The sequence below is a fragment of the Streptococcus ratti FA-1 = DSM 20564 genome, from assembly GCF_000286075.1.
Taxonomy (GTDB): Bacteria; Bacillota; Bacilli; order Lactobacillales; family Streptococcaceae; genus Streptococcus; species Streptococcus ratti.
Genome location: NZ_AJTZ01000005.1, coordinates 13,730 through 36,703 on the forward strand (window position 1 = coordinate 13,730; position 22,974 = coordinate 36,703).

The window sequence follows — 22,974 nt, forward strand, 5'->3', positions numbered from 1 at the left end:
TAAAGGCGGAAAAAAATGAGTAGATTGATTCCTGGACATGTTCGTCATAAGGGCATTGACTTTTACGAACAAAACTTAGTATCTATTTTAGAAGAAAAAGATAACTTTCTGCTGGCACAGGTTGCTGACCACAAAGTTCACTACACTCTTGAAGACAGTCTTGTTTTTTGTTCCTGCGATATGTTTCGAAAAAAGGGCTACTGCCCTCATATAGCAGCAGTTGAGCACTATTTAAACAATCACCCTAAGGGGAAAAATCTGGCTGATAACCTTATTGCAGACGAGCAGGATTTGGAGGAAAGAAGGGAGCAAACCTCTTTTGGCAGTCTTTTTCTTGACGGTTTGACAATGAACGAAGATGACAGTCTCAAGTATCGTTTATCTGCTCAGGGCAGTCAGAGTCCCTTTTCATCAGATTTTTGGTGGACTTTAAAGATTAACCGCCTGCCTGATAAGCGTTCTTACGTCATTCGTGATATTAAGGCCTTTTTGAACGTTGTCAAAAAAGAGTCGTATTATCAGATAGGCAAGAATTATTATGAACCGCTCTCCCTCCTGCAGTTTGACGCAGCCAGTCAGGAACTTATCGAGTTTTTGTGGCGTATTGTGCCCGATGTTGCTGCCAATACAGAGTTTTTGCTGCCCAATCATGCTCGCAATTTAACCTTTCCAAGTGGTTTTTTTGAAGAGGGTATCAGTATGTTAACTGATCTTTATGATTTTTCTTTTGAAGGAGAGTCGCAGGTTTATCATGATTTAAATTTTATAGAATTAGACAGCTCGGTGCAATTCTATCATTTTAAAGTTGTTGTGCACCGTCAGTCTATTGAGCTGATTATCAATGAAAAACCTGCAAAATTTTTCTTTGATAATCAGTATCTGCTTTATCGTAATACCTTTTATCATCTTGACTCTAAGCAAAGAAAGCTGGCTGGTGCAATTAAGAGCCTGCCTTTGGAAGAGGACCTAGCTAAGCATCTTTATTTTGATTTTGAAGATCAGGCAAAGCTGGCAGCCAGTCTTTTAGATTTCAAAAAGCTTGGCAAGGTTGATGCACCTGCCAGTTTTGATATCCGTGATTTTGATGTTATTTTTAATTTTGATTTGTCTAACGATCAAGAGCTTGTGCTGCATCTGGTATTTGATTATGGGCATGTGCAGGTTTCTAGCCAAGAAGAAAAAGAAGCCCTGCCTTTTGCCAGCCATTTTAAAAAGGAGAAGAAAATTGCCAATCTTCTTGAACTTTATGGCTTTTCAAAGGGATTTACAGCCTATCATCCGCCTTTGAAAGCCCAGGAACTTTATCGCTTTTTCACGGAAATGCTGAACCATTTTGAGCGTATAGGCAAGGTCACGCTTTCGCCGTCGCTTGAAGCCCTGCGTTATCTGGAAAAGCCAAGGATTGATATTAAAACGGCTCAAGGACTGTTGGATATCTCATTTGATTTTTCTAGTATTTTTGAGGGTGATATTGATGATGCTCTGACAGCCCTTTTTGAAAATCGCTCTTACTTTGTCAGTAAGTCTGGGAAATTAGTCCTTTTTGACGAAGAAACACAAAAGGTCAGTCAGGCTCTGCAAAATTTGCATGCAAAAAAACTCCCTAACGGTCATCTGAAGGTCAACAAAATTGCTGCTTATCAGGTTTCTGACGCCTTGCAGGATGCAGAAAACGTTCAATTCTCTGAAGAATTTGCTCAGCTGGTCAAGGACTTACGGCATCCGGAAGAATTCTTGCTGCCCGATTTTAAGGTCAATGCCAGCCTGCGTGATTATCAGCTCAAAGGTGTGAAATGGATGTCAGTACTTGATAAGTATGGCTTTGGCGGCATTTTAGCCGATGATATGGGCTTGGGGAAGACCTTGCAGACTCTAACCTTTTTGACCGGCAATCTCAGCAAGGATTCCAAGGTTCTGATTTTATCACCATCAAGCCTCATTTATAACTGGAAGGACGAATGCCAAAAGTTTACGCCTGACTTAGATGTGGCAGTCTCTTACGGTCTCAAGGCGGTCAGGGATGAGGTTATTGCTGAAAACCATCAGGTGACGATTACCAGCTATACTTCCTTCCGTCAGGATTTTGACCGTTACCAAAAAATGCACTTTGACTATCTGATTTTAGATGAAGCGCAGGTTATGAAAAATACCCAGACGAAGATTGCTCAGAGTCTCCGCGCTTTTGAAGTCAAAAACTGCTTTGCCCTTTCTGGGACACCTATCGAAAATAAACTGTTAGAAATTTGGTCTATTTTTCAAATTGTTTTGCCGGGACTCTTGCCGGCAAAGAAAGAATTTTTAAAAATGGAACCTGAAAAAGTTGCCCGCTATATTAAACCTTTTGTAATGCGGCGCCGCAAGGAGGATGTCTTACCGGAGCTTCCTGATTTAACGGAAATTAACTATCGCAATGAATTGGCAGACAGTCAAAAGGCTATCTATTTAGCCCAGCTCCGCCAAATGCAGGACAATATCCGGCAGTCCTCCGATGCTGAAATCAATCGGCAGAAGATTGAAATTCTTTCTGGAATTACACGCCTGCGTCAAATCTGTGATAGTCCTAAACTGTTTATGTCCTATGACGGTGAAAGCGGGAAGATGGATAGTTTGCGCGAACTGTTGCAGCAAATCAAAGAAAGCGGTCATAGAGCCTTAATCTTTTCTCAGTTTCGCAATATGCTGGATTTAGCTGAAGAGGAGCTGGGTATTCTTGGCCTGACCAGCTATAAAATGACAGGATCTACCCCTGCTAATGAGCGTCAGGAGATGACACGCGCCTTCAACAATGGCAGCAAGGATGTCTTTTTAATTTCTCTTAAAGCGGGCGGTGTCGGTCTCAATCTGACGGGAGCAGATACTGTTATTTTAATTGATTTATGGTGGAATCCTGCTGTGGAAATGCAGGCCATCAGCCGTGCCCATCGTATTGGACAGAAGGAAAATGTTGAGGTTTACCGCATGATTACGCGGGGAACGATCGAGGAGAAAATTTTAGAGCTGCAAGAGAGTAAGAAAAATTTGGTGACAACTGTCTTGGATGGAAATGAAACCCGTGCCAGCATGAGCATCGAAGAAATTAAAGAAATTTTAGGAATTTCTGAATGATGGCTTTCAAAATTGTTGTTTTTAGTTTATAATAGGAATGTTTCAGAAAGGATGTGAGTTAATGGGTCGTAAAAGAAAATTTCCCTTGGTTGCGGATGATGAGGTTGTCGTTGAAATTGCTAAAATAATGCATTTATATGAAAATGAAGATCTGATCACCAATATTCACGGTCCTTATGAAGATAAGGTTTATGACGATGTAACTCAAGGTTATCAGTTTATTCCTGATAATCCTAATCCTCAGGACGTGGCTTCAGAGCGCATTAAGACACAAAAGGCAGGAAAAACCTACGCTGAAATTGCCCGTGAAAAAGCCCGCCAGGATCTGAAAAAGAAGCGTCAGTCTTTTATTGCCAATGATTATAACAGACCGGTCTCTAAAGGAGTCATCAAGCAATCTGAAAAGGAGACACCGGCTCCTAAGACTGAACTAGGCCGTTTTTCAAATCATCTACATCAGGATTCTTATATCTTGGCTGAACTGCCTAAGCATTATTCAGAACTAGAGAATCCTTCAAGAAAAGATATTAAAAAGAATAATTATGACTTTTTAAAAACCAGCCAGATCTATAATCAGAAAGAAAAACAGGAACACCGTGAGCGCCATGTAGCTCAGGAGTTAAACTTGGAACGTCTTGATGATGTTAACTAGAGGAGAAATTAAAAACATGTCTAAAACCATTCACTTTATTGGAATCAAAGGTTCAGGGATGAGTGCCCTGGCACTGATGCTCCATCAAATGGGGTATAAGGTGCAGGGAAGTGATGTGGATAAGTACTATTTTACCCAGCACGGTCTTGAAAAAGCAGGTATCGCTATCCTGCCTTTTGCCGAAGCGAATATCACTGATGATATGGAAATTATCGCAGGAAATGCCTTTCGGGAAGACAATAATATTGAGGTTGCCTATGCCGTAAAAAACGGTTATCACTTTAAACGTTATCACGAGTTTTTGGGTCAGTTTATGCGTCAGTTTATCAGCCTCGGTGTGGCGGGAGCTCATGGCAAGACATCAACAACAGGCCTTTTAGCTCATGTCCTGAAAAATATTACGGATACCAGCTATTTGATTGGTGATGGTACAGGACGCGGTCTGGCTAACAGCCAGTATTTTGTCTTTGAATCGGACGAATATGAGCGTCACTTCATGCCCTATCATCCGGAATATTCTATCATCACAAATATTGACTTTGACCATCCTGATTACTTTACAAGTGTAGATGATGTTTTTGATGCCTTTAATGATTATGCCAAACAGGTTAAAAAAGGTCTTTTTGTTTACGGAGAAGATCCCTACCTGCGCAAGATAACGTCATCGGCACCGATTTATTATTATGGTTTTAAGGACGATAATGATTTTGTTGCCTATGAGATTATGAGAAATACCAACGGCTCTGACTTTAAGGTCAGACATGGACAAGAAGAGTTGGGACGTTTCCATATACCGGCTTTTGGCCGCCACAATGTACTTAATGCGACAGCCGTTATTGCCAATTTGTATACTGCCGGTGTTGATATGGAATTGGTAGCTCAGCATCTGCGGACTTTCTCTGGTGTTAAGCGGCGTTTTTCAGAAAAACGTATTAACGATACGACTATTATTGATGACTTCGCACACCATCCGACTGAAATCATTGCAACGCTTGATGCTGCTCGGCAAAAGTATCCATCAAAAGAAATTGTAGCTATTTTTCAGCCGCACACCTTTACAAGGACTATTGCGCTGTTAGATGACTTTGCCGAAGCTTTAAATGAAGCTGACAGTGTTTATCTAGCACAGATTTATGGTTCTGCGCGTGAGGAAGATCATGGTGATGTTAAAGTAGAAGACTTAGCAGAAAAAATCATTAAACCTGCTAAGGTTATCACTGTTGAAAATGTCTCTCCTCTTTTAGATCATGATAATGCTGTCTATGTCTTTATGGGAGCAGGAGATATCCAGCTTTACGAGCGTTCCTTTGAAGAACTCTTATCTAATTTAACAAAAAATACACAATAATATAAAGGATTTCTTTACTTTTCAGTAAAGACCTTTTTTCTAAAAGGAGAAAAAATGCTGATTAGACAAGTTCAGCTGGCTGATTTAGGAGCAGTCAGCCGTATTGAAGCTGAAAATTTCTCAGCTGCTGAGGCAGCGGCTCCCAAAGCTATCAAAGAGCGAATTGAAAAAATAGCCGATACCTTTTTAGTAGCCGAACAAAATGATCAGCTTGTAGGCTATATTGAAGGCCCTGTGATTACCAGCCGTTACCTGACAGATGATTTATTTCAAACGGTTCAGGCCAATCCAAACCAGTCTGGCTACATTGCAGTAACCAGTCTTTCTGTGTCTAAACCATTTCAGAAACAAGGGATTGGAACGACCTTGCTGGCAGCCCTGAAGGATCTGGCTGTGGCCCAAAAGCGGTTAGGAATCAGCCTGACCTGTCATGAACATTTAATTTCTTATTATGAAATGAATGGTTTTACAGATGAAGGTCTCTCATCGTCCAATCATGGCGGCAGCACTTGGTACAATATGGTTTGGGATAATCCTGAAATCTAATTTTTTGTTACGCAGCTGTAATAAAAAACTGGTAAGATTGCCTTTAAAGCGTTTTTAGGTTATAATAGCCTGTGATAAACATTAGGAGGTTAAGCTTTGACTGATGGTATCTTTAATGACAAAGAGAAGAAAAAAGCTCAACAGACGAAAAGTTTTAAAGAACAAATTTTAGCAGATATGAAAGAAGCCAGCCGCCTGCGCAGAGAAGGCAAGGCTGAGCAGTCAGACATGGGAAGATCTGAAAATCATTCTGCTGCTAATAATCAGCTGCCTGAAGAATCATCCAGTCAGGCAGCAAAAAAAGAGGAAACAGCAGTTGTGATGCCGGTCCCTGAGGGAAAGATTACAGATCAGGTGGTTGATGATGTTTTAGCCAACCTAGATGAGGTCTTCTCGCCAGATTCGAGCGGCCCGTCAGATAAAAAAGAGACTGTTCAGCCAGCATCTCAATCAGCTGAGGCGCCGGCAAAGGTATCTCAAACTTCCAAATCCATCCCGAAAGAAACAGATACAGCTCAATCGAATCCAGATCCTGCTGAAGCCGATTCAGAAGTACCTGTTGCCAATGATCCTTCTAATAATTTAGAAGTAAAAGTTAAAACAACAGGAACTTGGTTTGATGACGGCGAAGCGGAAAACTGGCAGCTGCCTGCTGATTTTATAGGAAAACATCAAAGCAGTATTGAGGAAGAAACAAAAGAGCTGTTTGTATCCGATTTGACATCTAAGACCCAAGCTAAGCCTCAGCCTAAAGAGGAAACCGAGGCAGAAAAAGCAGAGGAAACTCCTAAATTTGAAGAAGCTAAGGAGGCACCAAAAATTACGAAAAAACCTAACCAATCTAAAGATAAAAAGGCTCCTCAGGACACAGCTGTCAGCCTGAATAAGAGTAGACAGCAGCAACGTAAGAAAACTAACAGACTGGCTAGAAAAATCTCAACTGTTTTAATTACCTTCATCCTCGTATTACTGATAGGCACAGGTGTTTTTGGCTACTATTATGTTTCTAGTGCTCTCAAGCCTGTGGATGCTAAATCTTCCAAGTACATTCAGGTAGAGATTCCGAGTGGTTCTGGCAATCGGATGATAGGTAAGATTCTTGAAAAAGCTGGACTTATCAAAAATGCAGCTGTTTTCAATTATTATACTAAATTCCGCAATTACGGCAATTTGCAGAGCGGTTATTATAATTTGCAAAAGAGTATGTCGCTGGATGAAATCGCTAAAGCCCTTCAAAAGGGAGGTACAACAACACCTCAGGCTCCTGTTCTGGGCAAGGTCTTGATTCCTGAGGGCTATACTATCAAGCAGATTGCCAAGGCCATTACAAGCAATGCCAACACTAAGAAAAAAACAGATAAAACACCTTTTACATCCAAAGAGTTTTTAAAAACAGTTCAGGACAAGGCTTTTATCAGCAAAATGGTAAAGAAATATCCTAAACTCTTAGGCAGTCTGCCGGATGCTTCTAAGGTAACTTATCAGTTGGAAGGCTATCTGTTCCCGGCTACTTATACTTACGAGAAAAAGACCAGTGTCGAAGATCTGATTGACAGTATGCTGGCTGCTATGGATGCCAACTTGCAAAATTATTATGATAGTATTGAGTCACAAGGTAAGTCTGTCAATGACATTTTGACGGTGGCTTCCCTTGTTGAAAAAGAAGGCTCAACAGATGATGACCGCAAGAAAATTGCGGGTGTTTTCTACAACCGTATAGATCAGGACATGCCTCTTCAGTCTAACATTGCTATTCTTTATGCAATGGGGAAATTAGGTGAGAAAACAACCTTGAAAGAGGATGCCAATATCAATACCAAAATCAAGTCTCCTTATAATGTTTATACTAATAAGGGTTTGATGCCCGGTGCAGTAGATAACCCTGGCCTGTCTGCTATCAAAGCAGCGGTCGAGCCGGAATCTACCGATGATCTGTACTTTGTGGCAGATGTCACAACGGGTAAAGTATATTATGCTAAAACTTACAAAGAACATTCTGCTAATGTTGAGAAATATGTCAACAAGAAGATAGAAGACTCAAGCAGTGAGTAATTAGAGAGCTGAGTGGTTTACACGACAGCTTAAAAATATTAACAGTCTTACCTTAAAGACAGCAGCAGCTGACTTTTAGATTTATTTTTTCCAAATCGTCTTAGGGCTTTTGGAGACTGTCAGCTTTGCAGGGGTGGACGGCAAGTTTCGCAGCTTGAGCGTTTGCAGAAGCTTGCCCCACTCCCTTTTCATGTCTAAAATTATTTATTTTATAGAAAAGAGAGATTAACTATGTCAGAAAAAACTTATCCAATGACGCTTGCTGAAAAGGAAAAACTTGAACAGGAACTTGAAGATTTAAAATTAGTTCGCCGTCCAGAGGTTATTGAGCGTATTAAGATTGCCCGTTCTTACGGCGATTTATCAGAAAACAGTGAGTATGAAGCTGCCAAAGATGAACAGGCCTTTGTTGAAGGGCAGATTTCAAGCATTGAAACAAAAATCCGTTATGCTGAGATTGTTGACAGCGACGCTGTTGCTAAAAATGAGGTAGCCATTGGTAAAACAGTTGTTGTTCGCGAAGTCGGTACCACAGATGAAGATACTTATTCTATCGTCGGAGCTGCCGGAGCCGATGTCTTTGCGGGGAAAATCTCTAATGAAAGTCCTATTGCGCAGGCCTTGATTGGCAAGAAAACTGGCGATAAGGTTACTATTGAGTCTCCCGCAGGCAGCTATGAAGTTGAAATTATCAAAGTTAGAAAATCAAAATAAAGGGACAATTTAAAACCAGTCTGAATAAGCAAGTTCAGACTGGTTTTACTATAGTTTGCTAAGCAGCTATTCTAGCAGTAAATACTTGGCAGAAGAGGCTTAAAATCCTACCAAGATTATTCTTTGTCAATGGTATATCTAATCCCTATAGATAAGTTATACTCTTCGAAAAATAAACTCAGACCTTGTCGCCTTGATTTGATGAAGACAGTTCGACCTGCATCTGCGTTGCCTAGTCTGATTGTGATTTTCATTGAGTATTAGCAATAAAAAATGCTTAATAATAAGCATTTTTTATTATGTATCTTTTATGTTGTTCTGCCACAGTTTTATTTTCGGCTGCGCTGTTTACCAGCATTGCGTTTAGACTTATGCTTTTTAGGTGCCGTGATAGCTTGGCTGTTAGCTGGCTTTTTAGGCGTAACATCCTTGCGGGTATTGGATTTAAAGGCTTTAGGAGGATTTTTTTCAAATTCCTCATCAATTTGCTGGCGAAGTTTTGGCTTGATAATGTGATTGGTCAGCAGCTGCTGAATGAGTCCGAAGATACCGCTAATCAGCCAGTAGAGAGCACCTCCCGCAGGAGCGCCCATAGAGATAACAACCATCATCAGAGGCATTACCAGCATCATCCCTTTCATTTGCTGCTGCTGTGCTTCAGAAACGCTGCGCGTTGACAGCCATGACTGGACAAAATAAAGAATTCCGATGATAACTGTAATGAGTAAACTTGGCTCGCCGAGATTGATACCAAGAAAGCTATGGCTGGAGATTCCCTGGGTATAGCGAGTAGCATAGAAGAGCGCAGAGAAGAACGGCATTTGAATCAGAATAGGCAGACAGCCAAAACCGCCAAACATGCTGATGCCATAGTGCCGCTGCGCTTCCATCAGCTCAGTCTGTGCGGCCATCTTTTCTTCTTGAGTCTGGGCTTTCTTCATTCGCTCTTGAATAGGTTCAAAAACAGGTTTGAGATAGGCCATTTTTTCCGTTTGATAGGTCATCTTTTTGACTTGGCTCAGACCCAGCGGCAAGATGAGCAGACGGACAACGATGGTCACAATGATAATTGCAAAACCAAAGCCGATGCCTAAATCATTGGCCAGATACTTGATAACATTACCCATAGGTTCAACTAAGAGGTTATAGACCCAGCCCTCACCGGTTGGCTTGCCATTTTTAGTCTGTACACAGCCTGATAGGAAAAAAAGCATTGACAGCGCTAGGCCTGAAAATAAAAGTCGTCTATAAGTTTTTTTCACAATAATCTTCCTTTGTTTTAATAATACCTATCTATTTTACTGTTTTTTCATAAAATTCTCAATAGTTCTTAAGTATGATTTTTAGACAAATTAATTAGCCATTTTAAAATCGTGGTAATCAGCAAAATTAGCCATATTGACATCCACATAGGTTACTTTAGAAAAAGGGGAAGGACCTTTTCTGACTTCCTGAATAAATTTAGCCATCTTTTCGGGACTTTCAGACTGTGCTAAGATTTCAACCGTTCCATCATCATTGTTCCAGACACGGCCGTAAATATCGCCTATTTCCAGAGCAAGGCTGTAAGTTGAATAGCGAAAACCGACACCCTGAACACGGCCTGAAACGACTAACCTGACTTTTTGCATACTTCTACCTCCTTTTTTGTTATAATATCCTTATGACTATTATAACCTCAAAAGCCAATTCTTTGGTTAAAAAAACAAAAAAATTATTACAAAAAAAGTATCGCAAAGAGTCTTACCTGATTGAGGGTTGGCATCTTTTTGAAGAGGCCAGAGCACATGGAGCTGAAATTCTTAATGTTTTTGTTTTAAGGGACTATGCTTTTAAGGCGGATGGTTTAACTAATGTTTTCATTGTTTCAGAAGAAATTTTAAAAGACCTGTCAGCTTCAAAGACACCTCAGGGAATTGTTGCTGAGATAGCTCTGCCAAAGCCAGAGCTGCCGCAAAATCTTCTTGGGAAATACCTGCTTTTAGAAGATGTTCAGGATCCCGGGAATGTAGGAACCATGATTCGAACAGCTGATGCCGCTGGTTTTGATGCTGTTTTTATTTCCCAAAAGACGGCTGATATTTATAATCTAAAGACACTTCGTTCCATGCAGGGAAGCCATTTTCATCTTCCTGTGTACAGGGTTAAGCTGCCGGAGCTGACGGCACTTTTGAAAGAAGCTGGCACTCTAACCATCGCTACAACTTTATCGGAAAAATCTCTTGATTACCGAACTTTAGATAAAATCGAAAACTTTGCGCTGATTATGGGAAATGAGGGACAGGGAATTTCTCACGAAATGGCTGAGCAGGCAGATATTTTAACGCATATTAACATGCCCGGTCAGGCAGAAAGTCTCAATGTTGCCATCGCTGCTGCTGTAATTATTTTTAGCTTAATTTAAGCTGGTATGATATAATAGATAAAGAGGTGACAGTCATGAAGAAATACGAACAGGACGAGGAATTCATGAAGCTGGTCGGACATCTAATTGATCATCCGCGCTTTAAAAAGCTGGATGGGATTGTTCAGCATCAGCATTCGACACGTTCCGAGCATTCCATTAATGTCAGTTATACCAGTTATAAGATTGCCAAAAAGTTTGGCTGGGATGCGAGAAGTACGGCCCGCGGGGGGCTTTTGCATGATTTGTTTTATTATGATTGGCGTGACACCAAATTTAACAAGGGACATGCCTGGGTACACCCTAGAATCGCTGTCAAGAATGCCCGCAAAGTGACCAAATTAAATAAAAGAGAAGAAGATATAATCGTAAAGCATATGTGGGGAGCTACGATTGCTCCGCCTCGCTATAAAGAAGGTTATATCGTGACTATGGTTGATAAATACTGGGCTATTAAGGAAGCGATAACGCCTCTACGCAATAAATGGCATAAACGCCGGATTCTGCGCCGCAAGTTTTTGGGCAGTCACAATCATTAAAAAATTTTAGGAGAAAGCAAATGGAGAATAACACAATTTATACACAAAGCGATAGTAAACTCAGCAGTTTCTTCGCAAAAATTTACAGCTTGGTCGGAATGGGAATTGGTTTATCGGCCTTGGTTTCATATCTGATGCTTTATGTTTTTCGGGATAATATGATAGCTATCATGACAAATGCTGTCTGGATCTATTATCTGGCTATTTTTGGAGAGCTTGCTCTTGTCTTGATTGCAAGCAATGCTGCCCGCAAGAACAGTCCCGCAGCTCTGCCGCTGTTTCTCACTTATTCGGCTTTGAATGGCTTTACACTTAGCTTTATCATTGCTCTTTATGCGCAGACAACGGTTCTGCAGGCCTTTGTCTCATCCGCAGCAGTTTTCTTTGCTATGTCACTTATCGGTGTTACCGTGAAAAAAGACTTATCAGGCATGGCTAAGGCTTTGATAGCCGCTCTAATCGGCATCATTATTGCCAGTGTGATCAATATCTTCATTGGCAGCGGAGCTATGAGCTATATTATCAGTATTCTTTCAGTATTGATTTTCTCAGGGCTCATTGCTTATGATAATCAGCTGATAAAACGTGTTTATGAACATACCGGCGGCAATGTCGGTGACGGCTGGGCAGTATCAATGGCACTTAACCTTTATCTGGACTTTATCAATCTATTCCTCAATTTACTGCGTATCTTTGGCAGAAATGATTAAAATAGCAAGGAGAGAGTAGTAGAAACAGTCATCATGGCTGTTTCTACCGCTCTTTTTTAATCTTATCCAACTGTATTTATGCCGAGATTTGCTATTTTAATAACTTTTAATTTAGCAAATGAGAAGTGAACTGGGGAAGGGAGTTTTGCCTAGTTCTTTTTTGTGGTATAATGGTAAAAATATTAATTTGGGAGATGCTATGAAAACACCCTTTATTTCAAAAGAACAGTTAGACAAGATAACAGTACAGTTTCCGACTCCTTTCCACCTTTACGATGAAAAAGGCATTCGTGAAACAGCCCGTGCTGTTAATAAAGCCTTTGCGTGGAATCAGGGGTTTAAGGAATTTTTTGCTGTTAAGGCGACCCCAAATCCAACCATCCTTAAAATTTTACAGGAAGAGGGCTGTGGTGTTGACTGTGCAACTGATGTGGAATTGCTCCTGAGTCACAAAGTCGGTTTTGACAGCAGTTCGATTAGTTTCACTTCCAACGATACGCGTCCGTCTGAATTTGTCTATGCGCGTGAGATTGGGGCAACCATCAATCTTGATGCTTATGAGCATATTGCTTTTTTGGAAGAAGTAGCTGGGCTTCCGGAAACGGTTTCGCTTCGCTATAATCCTGGCGGTGTCTTTACGCTGGGTACGGCCATCATGGACAATCCAGAAGAATCTAAGTTTGGAATGACCAAAGAGCAGCTTTTCCAAGGTTATAAAGACTTGAAAGCTAAAGGTGTTAGGTCTTTTGGTTTGCATGCTTTCTTGGCATCCAATACAGTGACTAACGACTACTATCCGACTTTGGCCGCACAGCTCTTTAACCTTGCCGTTGAAATCAAGCAAGAACTTGGTATCAGCCTCGATTTTATCAACCTTTCAGGCGGTGTTGGCGTGGATTATACGCCAGCGGACCAGCAAAACGACATTGCACTTATCGGTAAAGGCGTTCATCGTGTCTTTGACGAGATTTTGGTACCAAATGGCTTGGGTCACATCAGCATTTATACGGAACTTGGACGCTTTATGTTGGCTTCTCATGGGCATCTTGTCACGAAGGTTCTCCATTTAAAGGATACTTACCGCCGCTATGTCGGTGTTGATGCCAGTGCTGTTAATCTGTTTCGGCCAGCCATGTATGATGCTTATCATCATATCACCAATATCAGCAACCCTGATGGAAAACTGCAGATTGTAGATGTTGTTGGCAGTTTGTGTGAAAATAATGATAAGTTTGCAAAGCAGCGGGAACTTCCCGAAGCACGTGTTGGTGATACACTTATTATCCATGATACAGGAGCCCACGGCTTTTCGATGGACTACAATTACAATGGCCGCCTGCGTTCAGCAGAAATTCTTTTCCAGGAAGATGGAACAGCTCAAATGATTCGCCGTGCAGAGACGCCAGAGGATTATTTTGCAACACTGTATGGATTTAATTTTGATGAGTAAAGTTTTGAAAGCCAGAGTGAAAAGCAGCCCTTTTCGCTCTGGCTCTTTTTATGCTATTTTATTTGTGAAAGGTTTTCAAATCTGATATAATATTCATGTAAAAAATTTAGGAGAACAAAAATGAACACTTTTCTTTGGATTGTATTAGTTATTATTGCCCTGCTGGCAGGACTTGTCGGAGGTACTTTTATTGCTCGCAGGCAAATGGAAAAATATTTAGAAGAAAATCCGCCGCTCAATGAAGATGTTATTCGCAACATGATGAGCCAGATGGGACAAAAACCAAGCGAAGCTAAGGTGCAGCAGGTTGTCCGTCAAATGAATAAACAGCAAAAAGCTGCTAAAGCAAAGGCTAAAAAGAAGAAATAAATCTTTTATAAGACTGGGTTTTCCTAGTCTTATTTTAGAAAGAAGACAGCTATGGATAACAGACCTATTGGTTTTTTAGATTCTGGCGTGGGAGGCTTGACTGTTGTGCGTGAGCTTATGCGCCAGCTCCCCCATGAAGAAGTCGTCTATATTGGGGACTCGGCGCGTGCTCCTTATGGACCGCGTCCGGCTGAGCAAATCAAGAAATATACCTGGGAATTGGTGAATTTCCTTTTGACTAAAAATGTCAAAATGATTGTTTTTGCCTGCAATACAGCGACAGCTGTCGCTTGGGAAGAGGTTAAAGAAGAACTTGATATTCCTGTTCTGGGCGTGATTTTGCCGGGTTCAAGCGCAGCGATTAAGTCCACCGCATCCGGCAGAATCGGTGTCATTGGAACACCTATGACTATCAAATCTAATATTTACGAAAAAAAGATATTAGATTTATCACCGCAGATGGCAGTGACTAGTCTGGCCTGTCCCAATTTTGTTCCTATTGTTGAGTCTAATGAGATTCATTCCAGTGTAGCCAAAAAAATTGTTTATGAAAATCTGGCTCCCTTAGCTGGTAAAATTGATACGCTGGTGCTGGGTTGTACACACTACCCTCTTTTAAAGCCTATTATTCAAAATGTTATGGGTCCCGGTGTCAAGCTGATTGACAGCGGAGCAGAGTGTGTGCGCGATATTTCTGTGCTGCTGAATTATTTTGAAATTAACCGCAGCCGCGGCTTAGAAAATCAGGAACATCGTTTTTATACAACCGCCAGTACCACCAGCTTTAAAGAAATTGCTGATGATTGGCTGCCTTTGACTATTGAAGTGGAGCATGTTACTTTATGAATTCAAAAATATACGAATATAAAGATGAGCAAAACTGGTTTATCGGCCAATACTCTGAGACTGACTCATCAGTATATTATCAAGAAGAAGCGAAAAAGACCTATGGTTCTCTTGTAAGAGACCTGAGAAGTCTGCTTGATGAGGGAAGCTCCTTGATGCTAACTGTTGTCAGAATTGCCTCCAGTATGGCCTTGGTTCAGTTTTTTTTAGAAATGATCAATGACCAACAGCAACATACCTATGAGGCCAGCAGTCATAAAGGTGCTGTATTGGTTACAGAAGAAGACCGCTTGGTTCTAATCTGCCTGCCTAAGGGAGGTCTGACAGTCAGTGAATTTTTCGGCGAAGAAAATAATCACTCTGCTATCCCTGGAGACAGTATCCTGATTGCAACCCGCAATGAAGGAAAGACTAAAGAATTCAGTCAGATGTTTGCTAAGCTGGGGCTTAAAGTCGAAAACCTTAATCACTATCCTGAACTTCCCGAAGTTGAGGAGACAGGTTTAACTTTCGAAGAAAATGCTCGGCTTAAGGCAGAAACGATTTCTAAGCTGACAGGCAAGATGGTCTTAGCTGATGATTCAGGACTGCAGGTTGATATTTTAGGCGGTTTGCCGGGTGTCTGGTCAGCTCGCTTTTCTGGACCTGATGCTACGGATCAAAAGAACAATGCCAAGCTTTTGCATGAATTAGCCATGGTATTTGACCTTAAAGATCGTTCAGCTCACTTTCATACGACCTTAGTTGTTGCTGCTCCCAACAAAGAAAGTTTAGTGGTTGAGGCGGACTGGCCAGGGTATATTGGTATGGAAGCTAAGGGCAGCAATGGTTTTGGTTACGATCCGCTGTTTATCGTAGGAGAGAGTGGAAAGACTGCAGCAGAGCTCTCAGCTCAGGAAAAAAATGACATTTCTCACAGAGGACAAGCTGTTAAAAAGCTTATGGAGGTATTCCCGGCATGGCAGAAGGCACATTAATTATCATGAGTGATTCACATGGGGATCGGCAAATTGTAAAAGACATAAAAGAACGGTATTTAGGCAAGGCAGATGCTATTTTTCATAACGGCGACTCTGAGCTGCCTGCCAGTGACCCCATTTGGGAAGGGATTCAGGTGGTCCGCGGCAATTGTGATTTTGGGGATTATCCGGATTCTCTTGTAACCGAACTGCCTAATTTGACAGTCGCTCAGACACATGGTCATTTATTTAATATTAATTTTGGCTTTGAACGTCTGGATCTTTGGGCTCAAGAAAAGGATGCAGATCTTTGTATCTATGGGCACCTTCACAGACCGGCCGTCTGGAAAAACGGCAAAACTGTTTTTATCAATCCGGGCAGTGTTTCTCAGCCTCGCGGCGATATTAACGAACGCCTGTATGCCAAAGTATGTTTTAATGAAAATACTATTAAAGTAGATTATTTCACAAGGGATCATGAGATCTATCCAGCACTTTCACAGGAAATAAAACGATGATAGCAAAAGAATTTGAAACTTTCTTAAAACCGCTTTTGGAAAATGACCTGACTCCGGCTGAAGAATTGGCGATTTTTATTGATACCCATAATACAGCCCATGTCATGCTGCTCCTTGCTAACAATGGCTTTTCGCGAGTGCCTGTCATTACCAAAGATAAAAAATATGTTGGTACAATCAGTATGTCAGATATTGTTAGGTATCAGCAAGAAGAAGATATTGATGATGAAAAGCTGGCTGCACTGGATATCTCCTATATGACTAATGGCAGTTATGCGACTGTAGGACCTAATGCTGATTTGACTGAGGTGATGCACAAATTAGTGGATGCTAATTTTCTGCCGGTCGTTGAAGCTGATGGTACCTTTTTAGGTATCATTACACGAAAAGTTATTTTGAAAGCACTGAACAGCCTGCTTCATGAATTTACAAACGAATACACACTAACAAAAAAATGATAACACTTATTCCAGAATTTATTGCTAGTAAATCCTTATCTTCAAATTCGCAAAAATCCTATCTCTATGATCTGCAGCAGTTTGCAGAGATTACTAAAGGAAAAGTCAATCCAAACAAGCTCAAACTGTATGAGCAATCGCTGACAGACTTAAAGATCTCAGCTAAAAAACGTAAAATTTCAGCTGTCAATCAATTTCTTTTCTTTTTGTATGAGCATAAGAAATTGGATCATTTTTACAAAATTAAAAATAAGGAAAAACTGCCGCTTGCAAGGCCTGTCTACCAAGAAATAGATCTGTCTGTCCTCTATGAAAAAGCTGCTGACCGTACAGGGCAGCTTATTGCTCTTTTGATCGCAGAATTAGGCCTTTCTCCAAGTGAGATTGCCCGGCTGAAGTGGGAAAATATTGCTTTGGATTTTCAAGTACTGACAGTGATAAGCAGCCAGTCCATGAGAGTTTTGGAACTGACTGAACGGCTGCTCTCTCACATACCGGAAAAAGAAGAAGGAGCTGTCTACCTCTTTGACAATAAGGGAGAGCCTTATTCGCGTCAGTGGCTTTTTAATAAATTAAGTCATTATTTGGCGTCTGTGAATCTCAAGGAAATGACAGCTCAGAAATTGCGGGAGCAATACATTATCAAGGCTAAAAACAAGGGTGTCAGTATGTTGGATTTGGCCAAACATCTGGGCCTTAAAAGTCCTGTAACTTTGGAAAAGTATTTTAAAAACTGATGGATATTAAATTAAAAGATTTTGAAGGACCGCTGGATTTGCTTTTGCATCTGGTCTCTAAATATGAAGTTGATATTTATGATGTTCCTATTGTTGATGTTATTGAGCAATATTTGGCTTATATTGCAACGCTGCAGGCTATGAAGCTTGAAGTGGCTGGTGAATATATGGTCATGGCTAGTCAATTAATGCTGATTAAAAGCCGCAAACTGCTCCCTAAGGTTGTCGAAAGTGTTGAGCCTGAAGAAGATCCGGAGCTGCAGTTATTACAGCAAATTGAAGAATACCGGACTTATAAGCTTTTAGGGGAACAGTTGGCCCTTAAGCACAGTGAACGGGCACAGCATTTTTCTAAACCTAAGCTAGAGCTGATTTATGATGACGTTGAACTTAGGCAGGATAAATCAGTTGTGGATATTTTTCTGGCCTTTTCAAAGGTTATGGCTGAAAAACAAGAAGACATTAAAAACAGCCATACCACAATTGACAGCGATGACTACCGTATTGAAGATATGATGCTGGTTATTGAAAAGAAAGTCGCCAGTCAAAAAGAGATTAATTTGTCGCTCCTTTTTAAAGAAGCTGTTTCGGTTAACGAGATGGTGACTATCTTTTTAGCCACTTTGGAATTAATTAAAGTACACCGTCTTTCGGTCTGGCAGGAACATAATTTTAGTGATATTATTTTAAGAAAGGAAAATGCATGACCCCTCTGTCAAAGATAGAAGCGCTCTTGTTTGTAGCAGGAGAGGATGGACTTGGCTTGCGTCAGCTGGCTGCTCTCTTGGATATGCCTGTCCCGGCCCTGATTCAGCAGCTGGAAAAACTGGCTCAGAAATATGAAGCGGATGGCAGCTCTGCCCTTTGTTTGATGGAGTCTTCAAAAACCTATAAGCTGGTGACTAAAAAGGACTATGCAGAGCTTTTGCGCCAGTATTCTAAAAGTCCGATTAATCAGAGCCTGTCCCGAGCCAGTCTTGAGGTGCTGTCTATTATTGCTTATAAACAGCCCATCACTCGAATTGAGGTCGATGATATTCGGGGTGTCAATTCCAGCAGTGCCATTTCGAAACTTCAAGCTTTTGATTTAATCCGTGAAAATGGGAAAAAAGAAGTACTGGGACGGCCGAATCTTTATGTGACGACAGATTATTTTTTGGATTATATGGGAATCAACAGTCTGGAAGAATTGCCGGATGCTTCCGGTATCCAATTAAAAGACGAAGAGTTTACGCTTTTTAGCAATAAAGACGAATCGCTTGAAGAAGTAAAGGAAGAAAATGAGAATTAATAAATATATTGCACATGCAGGGGTTGCCAGCCGTCGCAAGGCTGAAGAGCTGATTAAACAAGGACTTGTGACCCTTAACGGTCAAGTGGTTACTGAACTGGCAACGACTGTTAAATCAGGAGATAAGGTTGAAATTGACGGTCAGCCTATTTATAATGAAGAAAAAGTTTATTACCTACTCAATAAACCGCGCGGAGTAATCTCCAGTGTTTCTGATGATAAGGGGCGAAAGACTGTTATTGATTTGCTGCCTCAAGTTCAAGAGCGGATTTATCCTGTCGGCCGTTTGGATTGGGACACTTCAGGCCTTTTGATTTTAACCAATGACGGTGATTTTACAGACAAAATGATCCATCCGCGCAATGAGATTGATAAGGTCTATGTGGCGCGTGTGAAAGGGATTGCGGATAAGAATAACCTGCGTCCCTTAACACGTGGTGTGCTTATTGACGGCAGAACAACCAAGCCTGCTCGTTATACGATTCTCAAAACAGACCGAGAAAAGAATCGCTCAGTTGTTGAATTGGTCATTCATGAAGGGCGCAACCATCAGGTTAAGAAAATGTTTGAGGCAGTGGGCTTAACAGTTGATAAGCTGTCACGAACGCGCTTTGGTACGCTTGATTTGTCAGGACTGCGTCCGGGAGAATCAAGACGGTTAAATAAAAAGGAAATCAGTCAGCTCTACAATGCAGCTGTCAATCGAACAAACAAATGAAAAAATTGCTCATTGCGCCAGTCAGATTCTATCAGAAATTCATTTCACCCTTTTTTCCTGCGTCCTGCCGCTATCGCCCTACTTGCTCAGCTTACATGATTGAAGCTATTGAAAAGCACGGTTTAAAGGGGTTCTTGATGGGAATTGCCAGAATTTTGCGCTGCCATCCTTTTGTCAAAGGCGGTCAGGATCCGGTGCCGGATCACTTTACTTTGCGGAGAAATGACAAAGACAGTTAAAATAATCTGATGCCCTGCAGCGGTCTTAAGAATATTACTTCATTGAAAGCAGAACAGTACCCCCAAAAATTAGGCAAAAAAGCCAATTTTTGGGGTGCTTTTTGATAATGTCGACTGAAGAAAAATTAGTCAAAGCAGACTGTGACTGCAACTTTTACAGCTCTGAAGTTCTGAATGCTGTCAGAGCAAAGGAAAGGGCCTGACTCCCTTATTACAATTTAGGAATCAGGCCGCTGTTTACTTTTATGATTTAAGATCTACTTGATTGGCAGAGCTCACTAAAAACCTAAGTGAGGAGCTGCAATATAGGAAAACAGTACTGTCTGCTTATATAAGGACTGACGAAGCAGCTGCTAAGTTTTAGACCAAGTTCTTGGAATAAAGAGCAGCAGCATTGGATAAATTTCCAGCCGTCCTGCAATCATTGCAAAAGAGAGAACTAGCTTTGAAAACGGACTAAAAATAGCAAAAGTTTTATCTGTTCCCAAAATAGGACCAATATTATTAAAAGCACTGGCTGCCGCACTCGTTACAATCATGAGATTATTATTGTCAAGGGTCAGAATGAGAACTAAGCCGATGAAGATAAAAATATAAATAGCTAGATATTTAAGAACACTGTGCTGAGTCTTTTTATCTAATGGCTGATGATTAATGTGCAATGACAAGACACGATTAGGATAAAGGCTTGAAAGGACTTGGTTTTTAGTGATTTTTGATACAATCAAGGTCCGCATCACCTTAAAACCACCTGCTGTTGAACCGGCTGATCCTCCAATAAACATTAGCAAAAGCAGAATGAATTGTGAAAAAAGCGGCCAGACAGTTAGATTGGTAATCCCAAAACCAGTTGTTGTCATGACGGTAGAAACTTCAAAGAAAGAAATTTCCAAGCCTTCTTTTGTTGAGGAGAAAAGATTGCCAACATTTAACCAGATTAAAATAGTGGCTGCTAAAGCAATTCCGATATAGGTTCGGAGTTCTTCGTCGCCAAAGAAGGATTTAAACTTGCGTATCAGCAGCAAATAATAAAGATTAAAGTTGACACCGAAAGCCAGCATTCCCACTGAGACCAAGTTTGTAATCAGCGAACTGTGGTAGTGGGCAATACCATCATTAAAGACAGTGAAGCCGCCGGTTCCGGCAGTTCCCATTGCCGTAACTAGACTGTCGTATAAAGGCATGCCTGCAAACCAAAGAAGGACGGTGAAAATTGTAAACATAGCCAGATAGATAATGTAGAGAATCTGAGCTGTGTTCTTGAGCTTAGAGACAACCTTGCCAAAGACAGGCCCTGGAACTTCTGCCCGCATGACTTCCAGATGGCTGTTTTTGCTGTTTTCCATAATGGCAAGAGCAAAAACCAGTACTCCCATTCCGCCAATAAGGTGAGTGAAACTGCGCCAGAAGAGCAGTGAATGGGATAAAACAGAAACGTCCGGCAAGATAGTGGCCCCAGTTGTTGTAAAACCTGAGCTGATTTCAAAAAAAGCATCGATAATATTAGGAATTTGACCGGTAAAAACAAAGGGCAGTGCTCCAAAGAAGGACCAAAGCACCCAGCAAAGAGCAACAATCAGCAGCCCCTCCTTGGTATAAATATGCCGGTTTTTAGGTTTAAAAATAATACCAAGGCTTCCAAGAAGAATCAGAATAGCCATAGTGCCTAAAAGACTAAACATAACTGTTCGATCTTCCTGATAAATCAGAGCGACAGCTAAGGGAACAATAAGAAGCGCAGCTTCGATCAGCAGTAATTTTGACAAGAGAAAGCGTACCATACTTTTATTCATAGCTTACCTCTTCAATAAATCATAGATATGTGTGATGTTCTTGCGCAGTGTGATGACAACAATTTTATCACCAACTTCAAAAACATCATCACCAGTTGGGAAAATAGTCTTGCCGCGGCGAATAATGGCAGCTATTAAAACATCACTTTTAAGTTTTAAGCTGGACAGTGTTTTGCCGGCCATCTTATTGGCCTGACGAATCTCAAACTGCAAGGTTTCAATTCGGCCGTTAGCCACATGATGCAACGCGTCCAGATTGGAATCCTGAGCATTAACACGTCCGCGGATAAAGTGCATCATGGAGTCTACTGCGATGTTTTTAGGTGTAATAATACTTGAAAACTGTTCGGGATTGATAATTTCAAGAAGGCTGGTGCGGTTGACCTTGGTAATGTTTTTCTGCACGCCCAGTGTTTCTAAAAACATGGAGGCAATGATATTTTCTTCGTCAACACCAGTAAGAGTAGCGATAGCATCGTAGTTGGCGGCACTTTCTTCCAACAGAATATCTTTAGCCGTTCCATCTCCCTGAACAACGTGAATGTGAGGAAATTCCTGGCTGAAAAGCTCAGCCTTTTTAGGATCAACTTCAATGACTTTGACCTGCAGATGGCGATTTGTCGCTTTGAGGATGTTGAGCAGATAGTAAGCAATCCTTCCAGCTCCGATAATCATTAAACTTTTAATCATTTTATTTTTGACAAAGTTATGGAAGTGAATCATGTCTATACGATTACCGGTTACAAAAATCTTATCACCTGGCTGAATAATGTCATCACCGTCAGGGATAATCAATTCATGTTTTCGTTCAATAGCGCAAATAACAATGTTGCTGAACTTTTTACGGAATTGATTGAGGGACATCTGACAGAGCTTGTTGCTGTCTAAAATCTTAAATTCCATCAGCATAACGCGACCACTGACAAAATGTTCTACAGACAGCGCATTAGGAAAATCAACCATGTTAGCAATGTAGCGGGCTGTCAGGAGTTCAGGATTGACCACTAGGGAGAAACCGAGAAAGTTTTTGTTTTTAAAATAAGCATTGGAATATTCAGGGTTGCGAACCCGTACAATAGTTTCTTTGGCACCCATTTTTTTGGCCAGAACGGCCGCTACCATGTTCACCTCATCCTTATCTGTAATAGCAATGAAAATATCACAGTTTTGAATGTCAGCCTGCTCTAAAATTCTAAAATTAGCGCCATTACCGGCAATACCCATAATATCAAGGCGTTTTGTCACATGATTAAGCACAGTTTCATTCTCTTCAATGAGAATAACATCGTGTTTTTCATCGACCAGTGAGCGGCAGAGAGCCTTTCCGACCTTACCGCCGCCAACGACAATAATTTTCATGATCTACCTCCAAATTATAGTAACTATCATACCTCTTTTCAGGAGAAAATGCACTAGTTTTCTACAAAAATTCAAAAGAAAAACAAGGAGAAAGCAACTGAAACAAGGAGCTCCTTTTTTGGCAGAAAGCAGTAAACGCTTTTCTGAAAAAAATCTTAATTTTTTTC

Annotated in this window: 24 protein-coding genes; 20 read left to right on the forward strand and 4 right to left on the reverse strand. The window is 40.9% G+C overall.

What is annotated here, in order from left to right; all coding sequences use genetic code 11:
- The first annotated feature begins 15 nt into the window (after positions 1-15).
- From SRA_RS02030 to greA, 6 genes are all read left to right on the forward strand, one after another.
- Positions 16-3,105 (forward strand): pilus expression-regulating Snf2 family helicase, encoded by a 3,090-nt coding sequence (locus tag SRA_RS02030; protein WP_003087036.1) that lies wholly within the window; start codon positions 16-18, stop codon positions 3,103-3,105.
- Between the two features lie 61 nt (positions 3,106-3,166).
- Entirely contained in the window at positions 3,167-3,757 is a 591-nt protein-coding gene (gene zapJ / locus SRA_RS02035) for a divisome accessory protein ZapJ (RefSeq protein ID WP_003087037.1), read from the forward strand.
- 16 nt (positions 3,758-3,773) lie between these two features.
- A complete protein-coding gene (murC, locus tag SRA_RS02040) occupies positions 3,774-5,105 on the forward strand; it encodes a UDP-N-acetylmuramate--L-alanine ligase (RefSeq protein ID WP_003087038.1) in 1,332 nt (443 codons plus the stop codon).
- Positions 5,106-5,159: 54 nt separating this feature from the next.
- Complete coding sequence (locus SRA_RS02045) at positions 5,160-5,651, forward strand: GNAT family N-acetyltransferase (protein ID WP_003087039.1); 492 nt, start codon at positions 5,160-5,162, stop codon at positions 5,649-5,651.
- A 267-nt stretch (positions 5,652-5,918) separates the two neighbouring features.
- Entirely contained in the window at positions 5,919-7,703 is a 1,785-nt protein-coding gene (gene mltG, locus SRA_RS02050) for an endolytic transglycosylase MltG (protein ID WP_404827215.1), read from the forward strand.
- A gap of 231 nt (positions 7,704-7,934) precedes the next feature.
- Positions 7,935-8,417 carry a transcription elongation factor GreA gene (greA, locus tag SRA_RS02055; RefSeq protein WP_003087042.1) on the forward strand — a complete coding sequence of 161 codons (483 nt, stop codon included), beginning with the start codon at positions 7,935-7,937 and terminating at the stop codon, positions 8,415-8,417.
- A gap of 329 nt (positions 8,418-8,746) precedes the next feature.
- On the opposite strand, the gene yidC is transcribed toward greA, so the two are convergent.
- Positions 8,747-9,679 carry a membrane protein insertase YidC gene (yidC, locus tag SRA_RS02060; RefSeq protein ID WP_003087044.1) on the reverse strand — a complete coding sequence of 311 codons (933 nt, stop codon included), beginning with the start codon at positions 9,677-9,679 and terminating at the stop codon, positions 8,747-8,749.
- 90 nt (positions 9,680-9,769) lie between these two features.
- Positions 9,770-10,048, reverse strand: a complete 279-nt coding sequence (locus SRA_RS02065; RefSeq protein WP_003087046.1) for an acylphosphatase — start codon at positions 10,046-10,048, stop codon at positions 9,770-9,772.
- Positions 10,049-10,080: 32 nt separating this feature from the next.
- Between SRA_RS02065 and SRA_RS02070 the strand changes: the two genes are divergently transcribed.
- The 14 genes from SRA_RS02070 (at position 10,081) to yidD (ending at position 19,655) form a co-directional block, all read left to right on the forward strand.
- Complete coding sequence (locus SRA_RS02070) at positions 10,081-10,821, forward strand: TrmH family RNA methyltransferase (RefSeq protein ID WP_003087047.1); 741 nt, start codon at positions 10,081-10,083, stop codon at positions 10,819-10,821.
- A 35-nt stretch (positions 10,822-10,856) separates the two neighbouring features.
- Positions 10,857-11,360, forward strand: coding sequence for an HD domain-containing protein (locus SRA_RS02075; protein WP_003087049.1), 504 nt, complete (start codon positions 10,857-10,859; stop codon positions 11,358-11,360).
- A 20-nt stretch (positions 11,361-11,380) separates the two neighbouring features.
- Positions 11,381-12,070 carry a Bax inhibitor-1/YccA family protein gene (locus SRA_RS02080; protein ID WP_003087051.1) on the forward strand — a complete coding sequence of 230 codons (690 nt, stop codon included), beginning with the start codon at positions 11,381-11,383 and terminating at the stop codon, positions 12,068-12,070.
- Positions 12,071-12,269: 199 nt separating this feature from the next.
- Positions 12,270-13,520 (forward strand): diaminopimelate decarboxylase, encoded by a 1,251-nt coding sequence (locus SRA_RS02085; protein WP_003087053.1) that lies wholly within the window; start codon positions 12,270-12,272, stop codon positions 13,518-13,520.
- 120 nt (positions 13,521-13,640) lie between these two features.
- Entirely contained in the window at positions 13,641-13,889 is a 249-nt protein-coding gene (locus SRA_RS02090; protein WP_003087069.1) for a YneF family protein, read from the forward strand.
- A 51-nt stretch (positions 13,890-13,940) separates the two neighbouring features.
- Positions 13,941-14,735, forward strand: coding sequence for a glutamate racemase (racE, locus tag SRA_RS02095; protein WP_003087072.1), 795 nt, complete (start codon positions 13,941-13,943; stop codon positions 14,733-14,735).
- Positions 14,732-15,712 carry a nucleoside-triphosphate diphosphatase gene (locus tag SRA_RS02100; protein ID WP_003087074.1) on the forward strand — a complete coding sequence of 327 codons (981 nt, stop codon included), beginning with the start codon at positions 14,732-14,734 and terminating at the stop codon, positions 15,710-15,712. Before racE ends, SRA_RS02100 begins: the two co-directional genes overlap by 4 nt.
- On the forward strand, positions 15,694-16,212 hold the full coding sequence (locus SRA_RS02105) for a metallophosphoesterase (protein WP_003087077.1): 519 nt from the start codon (positions 15,694-15,696) through the stop codon (positions 16,210-16,212). Before SRA_RS02100 ends, SRA_RS02105 begins: the two co-directional genes overlap by 19 nt.
- Entirely contained in the window at positions 16,209-16,670 is a 462-nt protein-coding gene (gene cbpB / locus SRA_RS02110; RefSeq protein WP_003087080.1) for a cyclic-di-AMP-binding protein CbpB, read from the forward strand. The genes SRA_RS02105 and cbpB overlap by 4 nt, the downstream gene beginning before the upstream one ends.
- On the forward strand, positions 16,667-17,407 hold the full coding sequence (gene xerD, locus SRA_RS02115) for a site-specific tyrosine recombinase XerD (protein ID WP_003087082.1): 741 nt from the start codon (positions 16,667-16,669) through the stop codon (positions 17,405-17,407). Before cbpB ends, xerD begins: the two co-directional genes overlap by 4 nt.
- Positions 17,407-18,114, forward strand: a complete 708-nt coding sequence (locus SRA_RS02120) for a segregation/condensation protein A (protein ID WP_003087085.1) — start codon at positions 17,407-17,409, stop codon at positions 18,112-18,114. Before xerD ends, SRA_RS02120 begins: the two co-directional genes overlap by 1 nt.
- Positions 18,111-18,698, forward strand: coding sequence for an SMC-Scp complex subunit ScpB (scpB, locus tag SRA_RS02125; RefSeq protein ID WP_003087088.1), 588 nt, complete (start codon positions 18,111-18,113; stop codon positions 18,696-18,698). Before SRA_RS02120 ends, scpB begins: the two co-directional genes overlap by 4 nt.
- Positions 18,688-19,416 carry a pseudouridine synthase gene (locus SRA_RS02130; RefSeq protein WP_003087091.1) on the forward strand — a complete coding sequence of 243 codons (729 nt, stop codon included), beginning with the start codon at positions 18,688-18,690 and terminating at the stop codon, positions 19,414-19,416. Before scpB ends, SRA_RS02130 begins: the two co-directional genes overlap by 11 nt.
- A complete protein-coding gene (gene yidD / locus SRA_RS02135; protein WP_003087094.1) occupies positions 19,413-19,655 on the forward strand; it encodes a membrane protein insertion efficiency factor YidD in 243 nt (80 codons plus the stop codon). The genes SRA_RS02130 and yidD overlap by 4 nt, the downstream gene beginning before the upstream one ends.
- Before the next feature lie 353 nt (positions 19,656-20,008).
- Here yidD and SRA_RS02140 read toward each other — a convergent pair whose 3' ends face one another.
- Positions 20,009-21,448, reverse strand: coding sequence for a TrkH family potassium uptake protein (locus tag SRA_RS02140; RefSeq protein ID WP_003087098.1), 1,440 nt, complete (start codon positions 21,446-21,448; stop codon positions 20,009-20,011).
- Positions 21,449-21,451: 3 nt separating this feature from the next.
- Positions 21,452-22,807: a Trk system potassium transporter TrkA gene (gene trkA / locus SRA_RS02145; RefSeq protein WP_003087101.1), complete on the reverse strand. Its 1,356-nt coding sequence runs from the start codon at positions 22,805-22,807 to the stop codon at positions 21,452-21,454.
- Positions 22,808-22,974 lie beyond the last annotated feature (167 nt).